At 63.6% G+C, this 16,711-nt stretch carries 13 protein-coding genes and 1 pseudogene; 9 read left to right on the top strand and 5 right to left on the bottom strand.

All coding sequences use genetic code 11. The annotated features are described in order from the left end of the window. Positions 1-55: 55 nt before the first annotated feature. The 4 genes and pseudogenes from lpdA to zapE all read right to left on the bottom strand — a co-directional run bounded on the left by lpdA (position 56) and on the right by zapE (position 7,668). Entirely contained in the window at positions 56-1,792 is a 1,737-nt protein-coding gene (gene lpdA / locus F1542_RS11985; RefSeq protein ID WP_193733237.1) for a dihydrolipoyl dehydrogenase, read from the bottom strand. A gap of 68 nt (positions 1,793-1,860) precedes the next feature. Further along, entirely contained in the window at positions 1,861-3,120 is a 1,260-nt protein-coding gene (odhB, locus tag F1542_RS11980) for a 2-oxoglutarate dehydrogenase complex dihydrolipoyllysine-residue succinyltransferase (RefSeq protein WP_193733236.1), read from the bottom strand. Between the two features lie 124 nt (positions 3,121-3,244). Further along, positions 3,245-6,121, bottom strand: a complete 2,877-nt coding sequence (locus tag F1542_RS11975; RefSeq protein WP_193733235.1) for a 2-oxoglutarate dehydrogenase E1 component — start codon at positions 6,119-6,121, stop codon at positions 3,245-3,247. 348 nt (positions 6,122-6,469) lie between these two features. Next, positions 6,470-7,668 (bottom strand): annotated as a pseudogene (gene zapE / locus F1542_RS11970) (cell division protein ZapE). A gap of 120 nt (positions 7,669-7,788) precedes the next feature. On the opposite strand from zapE, the gene F1542_RS11965 reads away from it, so the two are divergent. From F1542_RS11965 to F1542_RS11950, 4 genes are all read left to right on the top strand, one after another. Next, positions 7,789-8,127 carry a carboxymuconolactone decarboxylase family protein gene (locus F1542_RS11965; RefSeq protein ID WP_010509207.1) on the top strand — a complete coding sequence of 113 codons (339 nt, stop codon included), beginning with the start codon at positions 7,789-7,791 and terminating at the stop codon, positions 8,125-8,127. Positions 8,128-8,207: 80 nt separating this feature from the next. Then, positions 8,208-8,852, top strand: coding sequence for a 2OG-Fe(II) oxygenase (locus F1542_RS11960; protein WP_193733234.1), 645 nt, complete (start codon positions 8,208-8,210; stop codon positions 8,850-8,852). A 103-nt stretch (positions 8,853-8,955) separates the two neighbouring features. Continuing rightward, positions 8,956-9,288: a hypothetical protein gene (locus F1542_RS11955; RefSeq protein WP_227672698.1), complete on the top strand. Its 333-nt coding sequence runs from the start codon at positions 8,956-8,958 to the stop codon at positions 9,286-9,288. 61 nt (positions 9,289-9,349) lie between these two features. Beyond that, positions 9,350-9,892 carry a Spy/CpxP family protein refolding chaperone gene (locus F1542_RS11950; protein WP_193733232.1) on the top strand — a complete coding sequence of 181 codons (543 nt, stop codon included), beginning with the start codon at positions 9,350-9,352 and terminating at the stop codon, positions 9,890-9,892. Between the two features lie 116 nt (positions 9,893-10,008). On the opposite strand, the gene zwf is transcribed toward F1542_RS11950, so the two are convergent. After that, positions 10,009-11,532 carry a glucose-6-phosphate dehydrogenase gene (gene zwf, locus F1542_RS11945; protein ID WP_193733231.1) on the bottom strand — a complete coding sequence of 508 codons (1,524 nt, stop codon included), beginning with the start codon at positions 11,530-11,532 and terminating at the stop codon, positions 10,009-10,011. 285 nt (positions 11,533-11,817) lie between these two features. Here zwf and F1542_RS11940 point away from each other — a divergent pair, with 285 nt between their 5' ends. From F1542_RS11940 to F1542_RS11920, 5 genes are all read left to right on the top strand, one after another. Beyond that, entirely contained in the window at positions 11,818-12,837 is a 1,020-nt protein-coding gene (locus F1542_RS11940) for an aspartate-semialdehyde dehydrogenase (protein ID WP_193733230.1), read from the top strand. Positions 12,838-13,090: 253 nt separating this feature from the next. Further along, positions 13,091-13,483 (top strand): succinate dehydrogenase, cytochrome b556 subunit, encoded by a 393-nt coding sequence (sdhC, locus tag F1542_RS11935; protein WP_010514767.1) that lies wholly within the window; start codon positions 13,091-13,093, stop codon positions 13,481-13,483. Positions 13,484-13,485: 2 nt separating this feature from the next. Further along, positions 13,486-13,917 (top strand): succinate dehydrogenase, hydrophobic membrane anchor protein, encoded by a 432-nt coding sequence (gene sdhD / locus F1542_RS11930; RefSeq protein ID WP_193733229.1) that lies wholly within the window; start codon positions 13,486-13,488, stop codon positions 13,915-13,917. Between the two features lie 97 nt (positions 13,918-14,014). Next, positions 14,015-15,826 carry a succinate dehydrogenase flavoprotein subunit gene (sdhA, locus tag F1542_RS11925; protein ID WP_193733228.1) on the top strand — a complete coding sequence of 604 codons (1,812 nt, stop codon included), beginning with the start codon at positions 14,015-14,017 and terminating at the stop codon, positions 15,824-15,826. Positions 15,827-15,852: 26 nt separating this feature from the next. Then, positions 15,853-16,635, top strand: a complete 783-nt coding sequence (locus F1542_RS11920; RefSeq protein WP_010509197.1) for a succinate dehydrogenase iron-sulfur subunit — start codon at positions 15,853-15,855, stop codon at positions 16,633-16,635. The last annotated feature ends 76 nt before the right edge of the window (positions 16,636-16,711 follow it).

Genomic DNA, 16,711 nt, shown 5'->3' with positions numbered 1-16,711 from the left:
AAAAAACCACCCGGCAGGTTTGCTGCCGGGTGGTTTTTATTTCTGGCGGGCCAGTTCAGATATGGATGGCGCGCTTGTCCACATCCATCGCTGCTTCCTTGACCGCCTCGCTCAACGTGGGGTGAGCGTGGCAGGTGCGCGCGATGTCTTCCGACGATGCACCGAACTCGATCGCCATGGTGCATTCGGCAATCAGTTCGCCCGCCATCGGGCCGATGATATGCACGCCCAGCACCTGATCGGTGGTTGAATCGGCCAGAACCTTCACAAACCCGTCCGTCATGCCGATGGCGCGTGCGCGGCCATTGGCAGTGAAGGGGAATTTGCCAACCTTGTAGGAAACACCTTCTTCCTTCAGGTTTTCTTCGGTCTTGCCAACGGTTGCGACCTCCGGCCATGTGTAAACCACGGCAGGAATGGCGCCATAATTCACATGACCGGCCTGACCGGCCAGCAATTCGGCCACGGCAACGCCTTCTTCCTCGGCCTTGTGCGCCAGCATCGGGCCTGCGATCACGTCGCCAATCGCATAGATGCCCGGCACGCTGGTGGCGTAATGCGCATCGGTCACGATACGGCCGCGCTTGTCCAGTTCGATGCCGGCTTCTTCCAGCCCGAAGCCCTTGCTGGCCGCCGTACGGCCAATGGCCAGCAACACCACGTCGGCTTCCAGCGTTTCCGCCGTCCCGCCCTGCGCGGGTTCCACGGTCAGGGTCACGCCCTTGGCCGATTTTTCCGCCTTGGTGACTTTGTGGCCGAGCTTCATCTTCAGGCCCTGCTTGGTCAGGATGCGCTGGAAGGTCTTGGCGATCTCGTTATCCGTGCCCGGAACCAGACGGTCGAGGTATTCGATGACCGTCACGTCCGCGCCCAGACGATGCCATACGCTGCCCAGTTCAAGCCCGATCACGCCGCCGCCGATCACCACCATCTTCTTGGGAACAGCGGACAGTTCAAGCGCGCCGGTGGAGGTGACGATCTGCTTTTCGTCCACGTCAACGCCCGGCAGGCCCGCGCTGTCGCTGCCGCTGGCAATCACGATGTGCCTGGCCGTGACCGGCTTGCCATCGACCGTGATGCGGCCCGTACCCTCGACCTTGCCTGTGCCCTTCAGCCAGGTGACCTTGTTCTTCTTGAACAGGAATTCCACGCCCTTCACGTTGGCGTCGACCACGGACTGCTTGCGCGCCATCATCTTCGCCAGATCCAGCTTCACGCTGTCGATGATGATGCCCATATCGGCATATTCATCCTTGGCGGCGTGGAAGTTCTCGGACTGCTGCAGCAGCGCCTTGGACGGGATACAGCCAACATTGAGGCAGGTGCCCCCCAGCGTCGCACGCTTTTCCACGCATGCCACCTTGAAACCAAGCTGGGCCGCGCGGATGGCGCATACATAACCACCGGGACCGGCGCCGATCACGATCACATCGTAATCCGTCTCAGCCGGGGCTGCGGCAGTGGCCTTGGGTGCGGGTGCGGCAGCGGGAGCTGCTGCGGCCGGTGCCGGCTGGGCCGGGCTGGCGGCAGCCGGGGCCGCCTTCTGGCCACCAGCGCCGGGGGTCAGGGTGGTCAGCACGGTGCCAACCTCGACCTCATCACCTTCCTTGACGGCGTGCGCACCCAGTACGCCTGCCTGCGGGGCGGGGACTTCCACGCTGACCTTGTCGGTTTCCAGTTCGGCGATCGGTTCATCCGCGTTCACGGCGTCACCGGGCTGTTTCAGCCACTTTGAAACGGTCGCCGTGGTCACACTTTCGCCCAGCGTGGGCACCTTGATGTCGATTGTCATGTCTATTCAGTCCTGCTTGCTATGCGGTTGCGCGTAGGGGCCGCGCACGGGCACGGCCCCGGCAGGCATCAGACCTGCAGCAGCAGACGGCGCGGGTCTTCCACATTCTGCTTGACCCGCACAAGGAAGCTGACCGCTTCCTTGCCATCCACGATCCGGTGATCGTAGGTCAGGGCGATATACATCATCGGGCGGATCACCACCTGCCCGTTCACGGCAACCGGGCGGTCCTGAATGGCGTGCATGCCAAGGATGGCCGACTGCGGCGCGTTGATGATGGGCGTGGACATGAGCGAGCCATAGATGCCGCCATTGGTGATGGAGAACGTGCCGCCGGACAGTTCATCGATCTTCAGCGTGCCTTCGCGCGCCTTCTTGCCAAAGCCTGCGATGGAGCTTTCGATCTGGGCGAAGCTCATCTTGTCCGCATCGCGGATCACGGGCACGACCAGCCCGTTGGGACCGCCCACGGCAATGCCGAGGTTGACGAACTCACGATAGATCACGTCATCGCCGTCGATTTCGGCGTTGATGGCCGGGAATTCCTGCAACGCCGCGATGACCGCACGGCTGAAGATGGACATGAAGCCCAGCTTCACGCCGTTATGCTTCTTGATGAACAGTTCCTTGTATTCGGCGCGCATCTGCATCACCGCCGACATGTCCACTTCGTTGAATGTGGTCAGCAGGGCGGCGGTGTTCTGCGCATCCTTCAGGCGGCGGGCAATGGTGCGGCGCAGGCGCGTCATCTTCACGCGTTCTTCACGCGGGTCGTCCTGACGCGGCGGACGGGCGGCGGCGGCAGGCTGGGCCGCGCGCGGCTGCGACAGGAACGACTGCACGTCACCCTTGGTGATACGGCCGTCCTTGCCGGTGCCGGTGCCAACCTGTGCTGCGGACACGCCCTGCTCGGTCATCATCTTGCGCGCGCTGGGGAACGCCACGGCTGCCGCCCCCTGTGCCGCGACATCGGACGGCGGGGTTGCCGGACGGGCAACCGGGCCGCTGGCGGCAGGCTGAGCCTGCACACCCGCGGGGGCGGCTTCCTTTTTCGGCGCGGGTGCTGCGGCGGGCTTGGGGGCCGCACCGCTTCCGGCCTCGATGGTGGACAGTACGGTGCCGACCTCGACTTCCTCACCTTCGGGGACCAGCAGCGGGCCAAGCACGCCAGCCTGCGGGGCGGGGACTTCCACGCTGACCTTGTCGGTTTCCAGTTCCACCAACGGATCGTCTTCGTTCACGGCATCGCCCGGATGCTTCAGCCATTTTGCAACGGTTGCTGTGGTAACACTTTCGCCCAGTGTCGGTACCTTGATATCGGCAGACATCTTTTGATTCCCAATCCCTTGGCCGCCCTGGCGTCCCAATCGTGCGCCCGGTCGGCCTTATCGTTATTCAGGGGAACGGCCAGAACGCCGTTCCCGTATCCTTCATGCGTAAAACGCGTGGCCCTCAGGCACTGACGCCCAGCGCCTTGTTCACCAGCGCCGTCTGTTCGGCGACATGGACCTTCGCAAGGCCCGTGGCGGGGCTGGCCGCCGCCACGCGCCCGACATAGGTCGGTCGTGTGCTCTTGTGGCCCACGGATGTCAGCACGCCTTCGATCAGGCGATCGACGAAGTTCCATCCACCCATGTTTTCCGGCTCTTCCTGACACCAGATCACCTTGGCCTGCGGGTAGCGGGCCAGTTCTTCCGCCAGCAGTTTTTCGGGGAAGGGATAGAACTGTTCCAGCCGGATGATGGCGACGTTATCCAGCTTGCGCTCACGGCGCTCGGTCAGCAGGTCGTAATAGACCTTGCCCGAACAGATCACCACGCGGTCCACCTTGGCGGGGGCGGCGATCTGGTCGATTTCACCAATGACCGGCAGGAAGCGCGTGCCCGGACCGAAATCCTTCAGTTCCGATACCGCCAGCTTGTTACGCAGCAGGGATTTCGGCGTCATGATGATCAGCGGCTTGCGGTAATCCAGGAACAACTGGCGACGCAGGGCGTGATAGTAGTTGGCCGGCGTGGTCAGGTTGCACACGCGCATGTTGTTTTCCGCGCAGAGCTGGAGATAACGCTCCAGACGGGCGGAGGAATGTTCCGGCCCCTGCCCTTCGTACCCGTGCGGCAGCAGCATGACCAGGCCGGACATGCGCAGCCACTTGGTCTCACCCGATGCGATGAACTGGTCGATGATGACCTGCGCGCCGTTGGCGAAGTCACCAAACTGCGCTTCCCACAGCACCAGCGCATTCGGGTCGGCCAGCGAATAGCCATATTCGAACCCGAGCACGCCAAATTCGGACAGCAGCGAGTTGTAGATCTCGATCGCGGCCTGATCCTTGGCGATGTTGTTCAGCGGCACATAGGTGTTCTGGTTGATCTGGTCGATCAGCACCGCATGACGCTGGCTGAAGGTGCCGCGCTGGCAGTCCTCACCCGACAGGCGGACATGGTGCTTGTCCAGCAGCAGCGTGCCGAAGCCAAGCGCCTCACCCGTGGCCCAGTCAATGCCCACGCCCGTCTCGAACATCTTGGCCTTGGCCTTGAGCTGGCGGACGATCTTGGAATTGGCGTTGAAATCATCGGGCACATGCGCCAGCGCCGCCCCCACTTCCTTCAGCCGCTCAATGGCGACACCGGTTTCCGGTGCGGGGCGGGTGGCGTCCACCGGCGGCGGCTTCAGCCCCTGCCATGCACCTTCCAGCCAGTCCGCCTTGTTGGGCTTGTAACCCTGGGCGGCCTGATAGGCTTCTTCCAGTTTGTTGTGGAAGCCGTCCCACTCGGCCGTGACTTCCGCCTCGGTCAGCACGCCTTCGCGCACAAGGCGGTCGGAATACAGCGTGCGGATGGTCGGGCGCGCGGCAATGGCCTTGTACATGGTGGGCTGGGTGAATGACGGCTCATCGGACTCGTTATGACCGTGGCGGCGATAGCCCACGATGTCCAGCACCACGTCGGATGCGAACTTCTGGCGGAATTCGGCCGCAAGGCGGGAACAGTAGATCACCGCTTCCGGCTCGTCACCGTTCACGTGCAGGATCGGGGCCTGCACCGCCTTGGCCACGTCCGTGCAGTAAAGCCCGGAGAAGGAATGGACCGATACGGTGGTGAAGCCGATCTGGTTGTTGACCACGACATGGATCGTGCCGCCGGTGCGGTAGCCGATCAGCTGCGACATGGCCAGGGTTTCATACACGATGCCCTGCCCGGCGAATGCCGCGTCACCATGCAGCAGCAGGCCCATATGACGGCCGCGCTGGTGGGGATCATCATCATCCTGCGTCGCGCGGACCTTGCCGATCACGACCGGGTCCACCGCCTCAAGGTGCGAAGGATTGGGCTGGAGCGAGATATGGACCGGGGTGCCGCCAATCTCCACATCGGTGGAGGTGCCGAGATGGTATTTCACATCGCCCGACCCCTGCACGTCGTCCGGCTTGAAGGACGCACCGGCGAATTCGCTGAAAATGGCGGTGTAGGGCTTGCGCACGATGTTGACCAGCGTGTTCAGGCGACCACGATGCGGCATGCCGATTGCGACCGAGCGCACGCCGCCGGCAGCAGCCTGATCGATGATCGCGTGCAGCGCGGGGATGGTCACGTCCTCACCCTCAAGGCCGAAGCGCTTGGTGCCGACATAACGCTTCTGGCAGAAGGACTCGAAGCCTTCCGCTTCGGTCAGCTGCTGCAGGATGACCTTCTTCTGCTCGGGGCTTGCGCCCTTGCGCCAGTTGTCACCTTCCAGCCGCGCCTGCACCCACATGCGCTGCTCGGGGTCCTGGATGTGCATGAACTCGGCGCCGATCGGCCCGCAATAGACCGAGCGCAGGGCATCGAGTACCTGGTTGATGGTCGCGGTGTCGGTTCCGATCAGGCTGGCGACGGTGTGGCCAAGGTAGATCGGGCGATCAAGGTCCTTGGGGCCGAAGCCATAGGTTGCGGGGTCCAGGTCGGCATGGGGCTGGGGCACCTGCAGGCCCAGCGGGTCCAGCCGGGCCTCAAGGTGGCCACGCACGCGGAACGCCCGGATCAGCTGGGTGGCGCGCAGGCTGTCATCCGCAGCCGCCCGCAGCCCTTCGGCCGTTACACCCGCCGGCTTCCTGCCATCCGGCAGGGGGGCGGGTTCATCACCGGTGATGATGTGCGGCCGTGGCGCCCAGGACGCCCCTTCCGCATCATGAACGATTTCCGGCCCGTCCTCGTGCAGTTCCTGGAACAGGGAGGCAAAGGAAGGATCGACGCTGTTGGGATCGGCCACCCAGCGCGCATACAATTCAGCCAGATAGGCCGTATTGGCGCCGCTGAATGCGGTCGAAAGAATATCTACGCCCGCCATATTGAAGACATCTCCTCGCTGGCGGCCTTTTTTGGCCGCGCTATTGTCGGGTCCGGCATGCAACGTTCACCGGCCCGATTTGTATCGCTACCCTAGCCGCACCCCTGCCGGGATACCGCCATCATTCATCAGGATCAGGTCTGCTTGCCGCGCATACTGACATTTTCGTGCCTGCCCTCCCGATCCGGGGAAACCGGCCTGCCAAACATCCCTATCCGCGGCCTTGGTCCCGGCTGATGCGAACTTGCCCATACCCAAGCAAAGACAGTCCGGCTTGCCTACCGCCTGACCAGTCACACCACCGCCATAACCGTCACGATGGCGTGACCCTTTCATCCCCGGGCGGCCTTACGCGTTCAGGTGCGGCAGCTGCATGTAGGCGGCACTCTGCATTTCCTCCAGACGGGATGCCGTGCGTTCGAACGCGGTCGCACCCTGCCCTTTGGCATAGATGGCGTCGGGCCGGTCCTCGGCGGAGGCGAACAGCTTGACGTTCTGTTCGTACAGCGTGTCGATCAGGACGATGAAGCGCCGTGCCTCGTCAAAATTGTCCGGCCCCATGCGGGGGACACCGTCAAGGACAAGGTTGGGAAACCGCGTGGCCAGCGCCAGATAGTCGCCCGCGCCAAGCGGCCTGCCGCACAGATCGGCAAAGCTGAAGCGCGCGACCGGGCCTGCCGCCCGTTCCACCTTCAGGCTGCGGCCCATGATGTCCAGCGTGACCGGCACGACCGGCGCGCCATCGGCCAGCCGGGTGAAGATCGAGTCGAGTTCACGGCGCGCCGCGTCATCGACGGGAATGATCCATGTCTGCATGCCGCGTGCATTGCCCCGGCGGTAATCACGCGGGGAATCGAGGATGACGGTATCCACTTCCTTCAGGATGGCGGCAATGAACGGCTTGAAGGCATCAGCGCCCGGACGGTCCTGGAACAGGTCCTCGGGCTTCGTGTTGGATGTGGCCACCACCACCACGCCATCAGCGAACAGATAGTCGAACAGGCGGCCAAGGATCATGGCGTCGGCAATGTCATTGACCTGGAATTCGTCAAAGCACAGCAACCACGCCTCCTGCGCGATCTGGCGCGCCAGTGGCGGAATGGGATCGGTCAGGCCGGGGTCCGCCGCCTTCATGTCATGCAGGCGCTGGTGCACGTCCTGCATGAAGCGGTGGAAATGGACCCGGCGCTTGTGTTCCACCGGGGCCAGGCTGAAGAACAGGTCCATGAGCATGGTCTTGCCCCGCCCCACCTGCCCCACCATGTAGACGCCGCGCGGACGCCGGGTTTCAGCGGGGGCATGTCCCGACAGGCCCAGCCGGGCCTTCAGCCCGCCCAGCCAGCCCGAGGCCGGTGGCGCATGCTGCTGGACCACCGGGTGGTAGTCGCGCAGTTCCCGCCACAGGCGGTCCAGCCTGCGGGCGGCCTTTTCCTGTTCCGGGTCACGATCAAGACGGCCGGAGGCCACACGGGCCTCATAGGCGGCGAGGGGGCCAGTACCTGCGGGCAGCGCCGCAGCGGACGGGCGGGGGCGATATCTGTATCCATGATATTTCGGCGATAGTCCGTAACAAACCCCCCATCAAGGCCACAAACTCGCCAAACTGTGTCATGACAGGGGTTCTCTCCATCTGGTGAACTGAAACCATCCAAAATGGAGAGTTTGTGATGACTGACTGGAATGCCTATCGCGCCCATCTGGGCGACTCTATCAAGGCCTTTGCCGCGCTGTCCCCCGACACGATCAAGGGACTCCAGACACTCGATGGCGCTGCCGCGCGCACTGGCCATCTGGATGCCAAGACGCGCGAACTGATCGCGCTGGCGGTGGCCGTGACCACGCGGTGCGACGGCTGCATATCCGTCCATTCCACCGCGGCGGTGAAGGCAGGGGCGACGAAAGCGGAAATTGCCGAGGCGCTGGGCGTTGCCGTGGCCCTGAACGCAGGGGCCGCCACGGTCTATTCCAGCCGGGTGCTGGATGCGGTGGACACGGTCACCGGCTGACACCCGCACGCATTATCTTGCAGGGGGACGTGTCCGGGCCTAATCTGCGGGTCGTTTACTGACCCGCTTGCAGAGATGGCATGATCCAACCCGTCACCCCCGACTATGCAGCACTGGAAGCGGCCGCGGTCTCCACCGCGCCATTCGCCCATGTGGTGGTGCCGCATTTCATCGGGCCGGATGACCTGCATGCCCTGTCGGCCAGCCTGCCCGATATCCGCTCCGGCGGGTCCTTCCCGCCGGGCGCCCTGACGCTGTCGCCGCTTATGGCGCAGTTGGTGCGCGAACTGGAGGGACCACGCCTGCGGGACCTGATCGCACGCAAATTCGCACTGGATCTGGACACCGCGCCGACCATGCTGACGCTGCGCGGGCGCACGCGGGCGAAGGACGGGCGCATCCACCGCGATTCCGACAGCAAGCGCGTGACCGTCCTGCTCTACCTGAACGCTGCCGATGACGCGGCGTGGTCACGCCACGAAGGCTGCCTGCGGCTGTTGCGCAATGCGCATGACATTGAGGATTTCGCCGCCGAGATCCCACCCGTCAACGGCACGCTGCTGATCTTTCCCAACGGGCCGGATACATGGCATGGGCACCGACAGTATGTCGGCCCGCGCCACACCATCCAGCTGAATTACATGACCAATGATGCCCGCGCACGCAACGAACTGCGCCGTCATCGGTTTTCTGCCCTGACAAAACGCCTGCCGTGGGTTGCCTGAAACCATGCACGGCCATTGTTTCGTCACGGACGGCGGTCATGTTTGTCCCGTTATCCGCCTTCACGACATGTCGAGGTACTCAAAGTCCATGCATCTGCGCAAATTGACCGCTTCCCTCCTGTCAGCCAGCCTTGCGCTGGGCATACTGGCGACAGCCGTACCCGCCGCGCAGGCCCAGCCATGGCATGGCGGCCCCCGGGGCGGGCGTGGCGGGCCGCCGCCCCCGCCGCCGCGTGGCGGTTATTATGGCGGCCACCGTGGCGGTGGTGGCGCGGGCCTGGCGGTCGGCAGCGGCCTGGCCGGACTTGCGGTTGGCGCCATGCTGGGAAGCACGCTGGCTGAACGTGGCGCTGCCGCCCCGCCGCCAGCCTATTATCCCACGCCCGCGCCAGCCCCGCCGCCGCCGGCCTATTACCCGTATGGTGGCGGTTACTGATAACCGCAGCCCTGACACATCCCACGCACACTGACACACACTGCGAAGGAAAATACCCAACATGATGTTCCGTCGGTTCCTACCCGCCGCTGCCCTCCTGATGCTGCCAGCCATGGCCATGGCTGCCGACCAGCAGCCCGCGGCCGCCACGCAGACAGAAGCAGGCACGCCCAACCCGACCGCGCCCCTGGCCCACACCCCGCGCGATCCCGCGCCGGAACAGGTGGAAGCGCATATCAAGACGCTGCATGACGAACTGGGCATCACCAAGAAGCAGGAAGCCCTGTGGGCCCCCTTCGCACAGGACATGCGCGACAACGGGCAGCGCCTGCATGACGCGATCGAGGACCGCCGCAGCAAGCTGCCGACCCTGAACGCCGTGGAAAACATGCAGTCCTATGCCGAACTGGTGATCGAGCGCGCGCATGACATGCAGACGCTGAACACCGCTTTCGCATCACTGTATGACAGCTTCTCCAAGAAGCAGCGCAAGCATGCCGATACCCTGTTCCGTGAAGGCGACAGCGAACACACCGCCGCACAGCAGGCCAGGGCCGCAGACGCTCAGGGTGGCACGGCACCGGCCGCGCCCCCCGCGCAGTAACGCATCTTGCGTCAGGGGACGGGATTTCCGTCCCCATCCCGCCCGCTGTCGCGGGCGGGGGCTGGATACCGCATCATGACAGGGTCGTGAGCGGATCCAGCCAAGCCCTGAACCATTCAGGCGCGATCAAGCGGGTACCACGTCCGCCCGTCACGACGCAGCAGTTCATCCGCCCCGCTGGGGCCTGATGTACCCGCTTCGTATATTTCCGGCCCCGCCGTATCCTTCGCCCATGCCTGCAGGACGGGATCGACCGCCTTCCATGCCGCCTCGATGTTATCAGCGCGCTGGAACAGGGTTTCATCCCCCATCAGGCAGTCATACAGAAGGGTTTCGTACCCGACATTGGGGGACTTGGCGAACACGTCCTCATAACGGAAGCGGGCCTGCACATCGGTCAGGTCCATTTCCGGCCCCGGCTTTTTCGCCCCCAGTTCCACCGTCAGCCCCTGGGCTGGCTGGATGTTGAGGATAATGCGGTTGGGGGGCAGTTCCTCCGTTTCGGTTTCACGGAACATAAGCATCGGTGGCTTGCGGAACTGCACCACGACCTCGGTCCGCCGGCCGCCCAGCCCCTTGCCGGTGCGCAGGTAGAACGGCACCCCGGCCCAGCGCCAGTTATCCACATGCAGCTTCAGCGCCACATAGGTTTCGGTATTGCTGTGCGGGGAAACGCCGGGGCTTTCGCGATAACCGACCATGGGTTTGCCCTCCACCGTGCCCGCCGCGTACTGGCCGCGCACGGCATCCGCCGGGTTGATCGGGGTCACGGCCTCGAACAGCTGTTCCTTGGCGTTGCGCACGCTTTCGGCGTCAAACGTGTTGGGCGGCTCCATCGCCACCATGGCAAACAGCTGGAACAGGTGGTTGGGCACCATGTCGCGCAGCGCGCCGGTGGGTTCGTAAAACGCGCCGCGCTGTTCCACGCCAATGGTCTCGGCTGCGGTGATCTCGACATGATCGACATATTCGTTGCGCCACAGGGGCTCGAATATCAGGTTGCCGAATCGCATGGCGAGGATGTTCTGCACCGTTTCCTTGCCCAGGAAGTGGTCGATGCGGAAGACCTGCGACTCCTCCAGCACCGACAGCACCCGGCGGTTGAGCGCCTGCGCCGAAGCCAGGTCGGAACCAAATGGCTTTTCAATCACCACACGGCGGAAGGCGTCGTCTTTCTGTTCCACCACCCCGGCCTTGCCCAGTGTTTCCACCACCGTGGCGAAAAACCGCGAGGGGATGGCAAGGTAGAAGATGGCGTTGCCCGGCAGCTTGGTACCCAGCTGGCGCAGGGCGTCCACGTCACTGAAATCGGCCTGCACGTATTCCAGGCGCTGCGCCAGCCAGTCCCACTGCTGCGCATTGATGCTGGCGGGATGGAATTCGGCATTCGGGTCGTGGGTGAAGGACTGCATCATTTCAGCCAGCCCGTCGCGCCACTGCGCGGTGGAACTGGCCACGCGGTCCACACCGATGATGCGGAAACCGTCATCGAGCAGGCCGTTGCCCACCAGGTTGTAAAGCGCGGGCATCAGCAGCCGCTTGGTCAGGTCCCCGTGCGCCCCGAAAATGACCAGGGTGCATGCCGGTGCCCTGCGCGCGCCGGGGGGCATGGTTTTGGAAGTGTCAGATGATAAGGCCATGATCTCTCTAACCGTTCTTGCCTGCGCCCTGTACCGGAACGGATGGTGGCGGTCAGCCTGTCCGATATGGCGCGATGGGCCAAGCGTGCACCCGGCACGCGGAAACGGACAAGGCCTATCACCGCATGGGACATGCCACCTTGACCTTACCCCCGATTCGATTCCCGGTCCGGCGGGGTCCGTGCTGCTTGCGCCTTTGGCACACAGGCTCTACGTGTCGATACAGTTACGACTAACGGCCCGTCCGCCCGGATGGACCGGCATGACAGGACAGGAAAGAAGATTATGGGTTACCGCGTTGCGGTGGTGGGCGCCACCGGCGCTGTGGGGCGCGAGATCCTCAAGACTCTGGCCGAGCGCCAGTTCCCTGTGGATGAGATCGTGGCCCTTGCGTCCGCCCGTTCGGCGGGCAAGGAAGTCTCCTTTGGCGATAAGAAGGTACTGAAGGTCCAGAACCTGGAAACCTTCGACTTTACCGGCTGGGATGTCGCCCTTTTCTCCCCCGGTGGGGCGGTTTCGGCCGTGCATGCGCCGCGGGCTGCGAAAGCGGGCTGCATCGTGATTGACAACACCTCCCACTTCCGCATGGAGCCGGACGTGCCGCTGGTGGTGCCCGAGGTCAATCCCAACGATGTGAAGAAGGCGAAGCGCGGCATCATCGCCAACCCCAACTGCTCGACCATCCAGATGGTGGTTGCCCTCAAGCCGCTGCATGACCTGTTCACAATCAAGCGCGTTGTGGTCGCCACCTACCAGGCCGTTGCCGGTGCGGGCAAGAGCGGCATGGACGAACTGTTCAACCAGTCGCGCGGCAGCCTGGTGGGCGACCCGCTGAAGGCCGAACAGTTCACCAAGCAGATCGCGTTCAACTGCATTCCCCACATCGACCGTTTCATGGATGACGGCGCGACCAAGGAGGAATGGAAGATGACGGTCGAGACCCGCAAGATCCTCGATCCCGACATCGCGGTCTTCGCCACCTGCGTACGTGTTCCCGTGTTCATTGGCCATGCCGAGGCCATCAGCGTCGAATTCGAGGAACCCGTTGATATCAAACGCGCCCGCGAGGCCCTGCGCGAAGCGCCGGGCGTGGTGCTGCATGACAAGCGCGAGGACGGCGGCTACGTCACCCCGCTTGAGGTCGTGGGCGAGGATGCGACCTATGTCTCGCGCCTGCGCATCGACCCGACCGTGCCCAATGGACTCGGCTTCTGGTGCGTTGCCGACAACCTGCGCAAGGGGGCCGCGCTGAACGCGGTTCAGATCGCGGAAACGATGGTCGCACTCGACCTGCTCGGGCACTGACCGGCAGGCCACAGGGCAGGCAGGGATGGCGGTGCAGCGGGGCTGTACCGCCATGCGGCGGGGGTCACGTCTCTCAACCTCGTGTTCCGGGCGTGCGTTGACCCCGCCTTCCGTGCGGCGTAGGACCGAATTCAGACAAGGCAACGGAACAAACCGAAGCCATAACAGGGAAATTGACGAGACGACCATGCAGGATGTCCGTGATGCGCTCTATGTAGGGCAGCGAAGCGACGGAACTCTGACCAGGCGGCCTATGTCCCCACACCTCCAGGTCTACCGCTTCCGTCTTTCCATGTTCCTTTCAATCGCGAACCGCGCTGCCGGTGTCGCCGCTGCGGGCGGTTCGGCACTTGGCCTGTGCTGGATCAGCGCGGCGGCAAAGGGACCCAAATCTTTCAGCAAGGTCCAGAAGGTGACCGGCAACCCGCTGGGGCAGATGCTGCTTGCGGGGTGGGCGCTGGCGCTGGTCTATCACTTCGTGGCGGGGATACGCCACCTGGTGTGGGATAGCGGCTATCGCTTTTCCAAGAAGGAAATCAACGAGGATGGCCCCGTGGCCGTGGGCGTGACAGTGGGTACCACGCTGGCGCTGGTGGCCGGTATCCTTGGTGTCGCGATCTGTCGTTCCCGCAAGAAGGCATCCTGACCATGAGCAATCTGAAAAAGCCGCATGTCACGGTCATGCGTTCCCAGCTTTCGCGCGCGCGCGGCCTGGGTTCGGGACAGGCCGGTGTTGGCCACTGGTGGGCGGAACGTGCATCGGCGGTAGCACTTGTGCCGCTGTCGGGCTGGTTCGTGATCCAGGTGTTCCGCCTGGCCGGCGCATCGCAGCCGGAAGTGGCGAAGTGGGGCGCACGCCCGCTGAACACCACCATGATGCTGTCGCTGGTGATCCTGACCTTCTACCACACCCAGCTTGGGCTGCAGGTCATCATTGATGACTATGTGCATGGCAAGGCGCACCTGCCTGCGGGCCTGCTGATGAAGGGGATCGTCTTCCTTCTGGGTCTGTTCGGCACGGTTTCCGTACTGAAGCTGGCGCTGGCCGGCAGCAGCCGGGGCAGGATTGCCGCGGGCTGAGGCCCACGCAATCGCCTGAGCAGAACATGACATTCGCGGACCGGCGGGCCGCAATACCGGCCGGCCGTCCGAACGAGCATCGGGACACGTCCAAGAAATGAACGCGACCACTTCACCACTCACCGGCTCCTACAGGATCGTTGACCACGCATATGACGTGGTTGTCGTAGGCGCTGGTGGCTCCGGCCTCCGGGCCACGCTGGGCATGGGGGCTGCTGGCCTCAAGACTGCCTGCGTGACCAAGGTTTTCCCCACACGCAGCCATACCGTCGCAGCACAGGGCGGCATTGGTGCATCGCTTGGCAACATGGCCGAGGATAACTGGCGCTGGCACATGTACGATACCGTCAAGGGATCGGACTGGCTGGGCGATCAGGACGCCATCGAATACATGTGCCGCGAGGCGGTGCCCGCCGTGCAGGAACTCGAGCACATGGGTGTGCCGTTCTCCCGCACGGAAGATGGCAAGATCTACCAGCGCCCCTTTGGTGGCCACATGCGCAATTATGGCGAGGCCCCGGTGCCCCGCGCCTGCGCCGCCGCCGACCGCACGGGCCATGCCATCCTGCACACGCTTTACCAGCAGTGCCTGAAGCATAACGTCGAATTTTTTGTCGAATACTTCGCCATCGACCTGATCATGGATGACGACGGCGCATGTCGCGGTGTCATGGCATGGTGTCTGGAAGACGGCACGCTGCACCGTTTCCGTGCGCAGAAGGTTGTGCTGGCGACCGGTGGCTATGGCCGTGCCTACCACTCGTGCACCTCCGCCCATACCTGCACGGGCGATGGCGGCGGCATGGCGATTCGCGCCGGCATTCCGATGCAGGATATGGAATTCGTGCAGTTCCACCCCACCGGCATCTTCCCCGCGGGTTGCCTGCTGACGGAAGGCTGCCGTGGTGAAGGTGGCTACCTGACCAATTCCGAGGGCGAGCGCTTCATGGAACGCTACGCGCCCACCGCCAAGGACCTGGCGTCGCGTGACGTGGTTTCCCGTGCCATGACCATCGAGATCAACGAAGGTCGCGGCTGTGGTCCGGAAAAGAACTACATCATGCTCCACCTCGAGCATCTTGGCCCCGAGATCCTGCATGAACGCCTGCCCGGCATTTCGGAAACGGCGCGTATCTTCGCCGGTATCGACGTGACCAAGGAACCGGTGCCGGTCCTGCCGACGGTGCATTACAACATGGGTGGCATTCCCACCAATTACCATGGTGAGGTCATCCGCCCCACGGCTGATGATGTCGATGCGGTGGTGCCCGGCCTTATGGCGGTGGGTGAAGCAGCCTGCGTATCCGTGCATGGCGCGAACCGGCTTGGCACCAACTCGCTGCTTGACCTTGTGGTGTTTGGCCGTGCCGCCGCCCAGCGCGCCGCCGCCACCACCAAGAGCGAGGAAGTGATCCCGCCGCTGCCCGAAGGCGCCGGTGACGCGGCAATCGCACGCTTCGACCGCCTGCGTTACGCCAAGGGCAAGACCCATGTGGCCGATATGCGCAGCAAGCTGCAGCGCACCATGCAGAAGCATGCCGCCGTGTTCCGCAACACCGAAAGCCTTGCGCAGGGTGTGGAGAAGATCAGGGAAATCTGGTCGGAAATTCCCGATATCTCGATCAACGACCGCTCGCTGATCTGGAACAGCGACCTTATGGAAGCGCTGGAGTTCGAGAACCTGCTGGCCAACGCCACCGTCACCATGGCCGGGGCCGACGCCCGTCACGAAAGCCGCGGCGCACAGGCGCATGACGACTATCCCGACCGTGACGACAAGAACTGGATGAAGCACACCGTCGCCCACATGACCGACAAGGGCGATGTCACGCTAAGCTACCGCCCCGTGCACATGAAAACGCTGACCAACGATGTGCAGGTCTTCCCCCCCAAGAAGCGCGTCTACTGACGTAACGGCGGAAAAGGAACGAGACGATGGTCGAATTCAGGCTGCCAAAGAACAGCACGGTGGGCAAGGGCCGCATTTTCACCGCCGCCCCCGGCGCCACCAATGTCAAGAACTTCCGGATCTATCGCTGGAGCCCGGATGACGACAAGAACCCCGTGGTCGATACCTACGAAATTGATCTGGACAAGATCGGGCCGATGGTGCTCGACGCGCTGATCCACATCAAGAACGATGTCGACTCCACCCTGACCTTCCGGCGTTCGTGCCGTGAAGGGATCTGCGGGTCGTGCGCGATGAACATCGCTGGCGAAAACACGCTGGCGTGCCTCAAGCCCATCCGGGATATCGAGGGCGATATCGCGATCTACCCGCTGCCGCACATGCCGGTCATCAAGGATCTGGTGCCCGATCTGGATGGTGCGTACGCCCAGCTGCGTTCGATCGATCCGTGGCTGAAATCCGACACGCTGCCGCCGCCGGATTCCGAACGCCGCCAGAGCATCGAGGAACGTGCCGAGCTGGATGGCATGTGGGAGTGCATCCTGTGCTTCTGCTGTTCCACCTCGTGCCCGTCCTACTGGTGGAATGGTGACCGCTACCTTGGCCCGGCAACGCTGCTGGCGGCCTATCGCTGGATTGCCGACAGTCGTGACGAACATGCGGGCGACCGCCTGGATGCACTGGAAGATCCGCTCAAGCTGTATGCCTGCCGCACGATCATGAACTGCACCCAGACCTGCCCCAAGGGCCTGAACCCCGCCAAGGCAATTGGCCGGATCAAGGAACTGCAGCTGGAACGCAAGGCGTAACAGCCGGTCACTTCATTCGTGATTGACGCAGAAGGCGCTGGATGTGAAAAATCCAGCGCCTTTTTCGTCTCCACCC

It is taken from the genome of Komagataeibacter sp. FXV3 (assembly GCF_015155755.1).
Lineage (GTDB): Bacteria > Pseudomonadota > Alphaproteobacteria > Acetobacterales > Acetobacteraceae > Komagataeibacter.
This window is presented reverse-complemented; position numbering and strand designations above follow the sequence as displayed.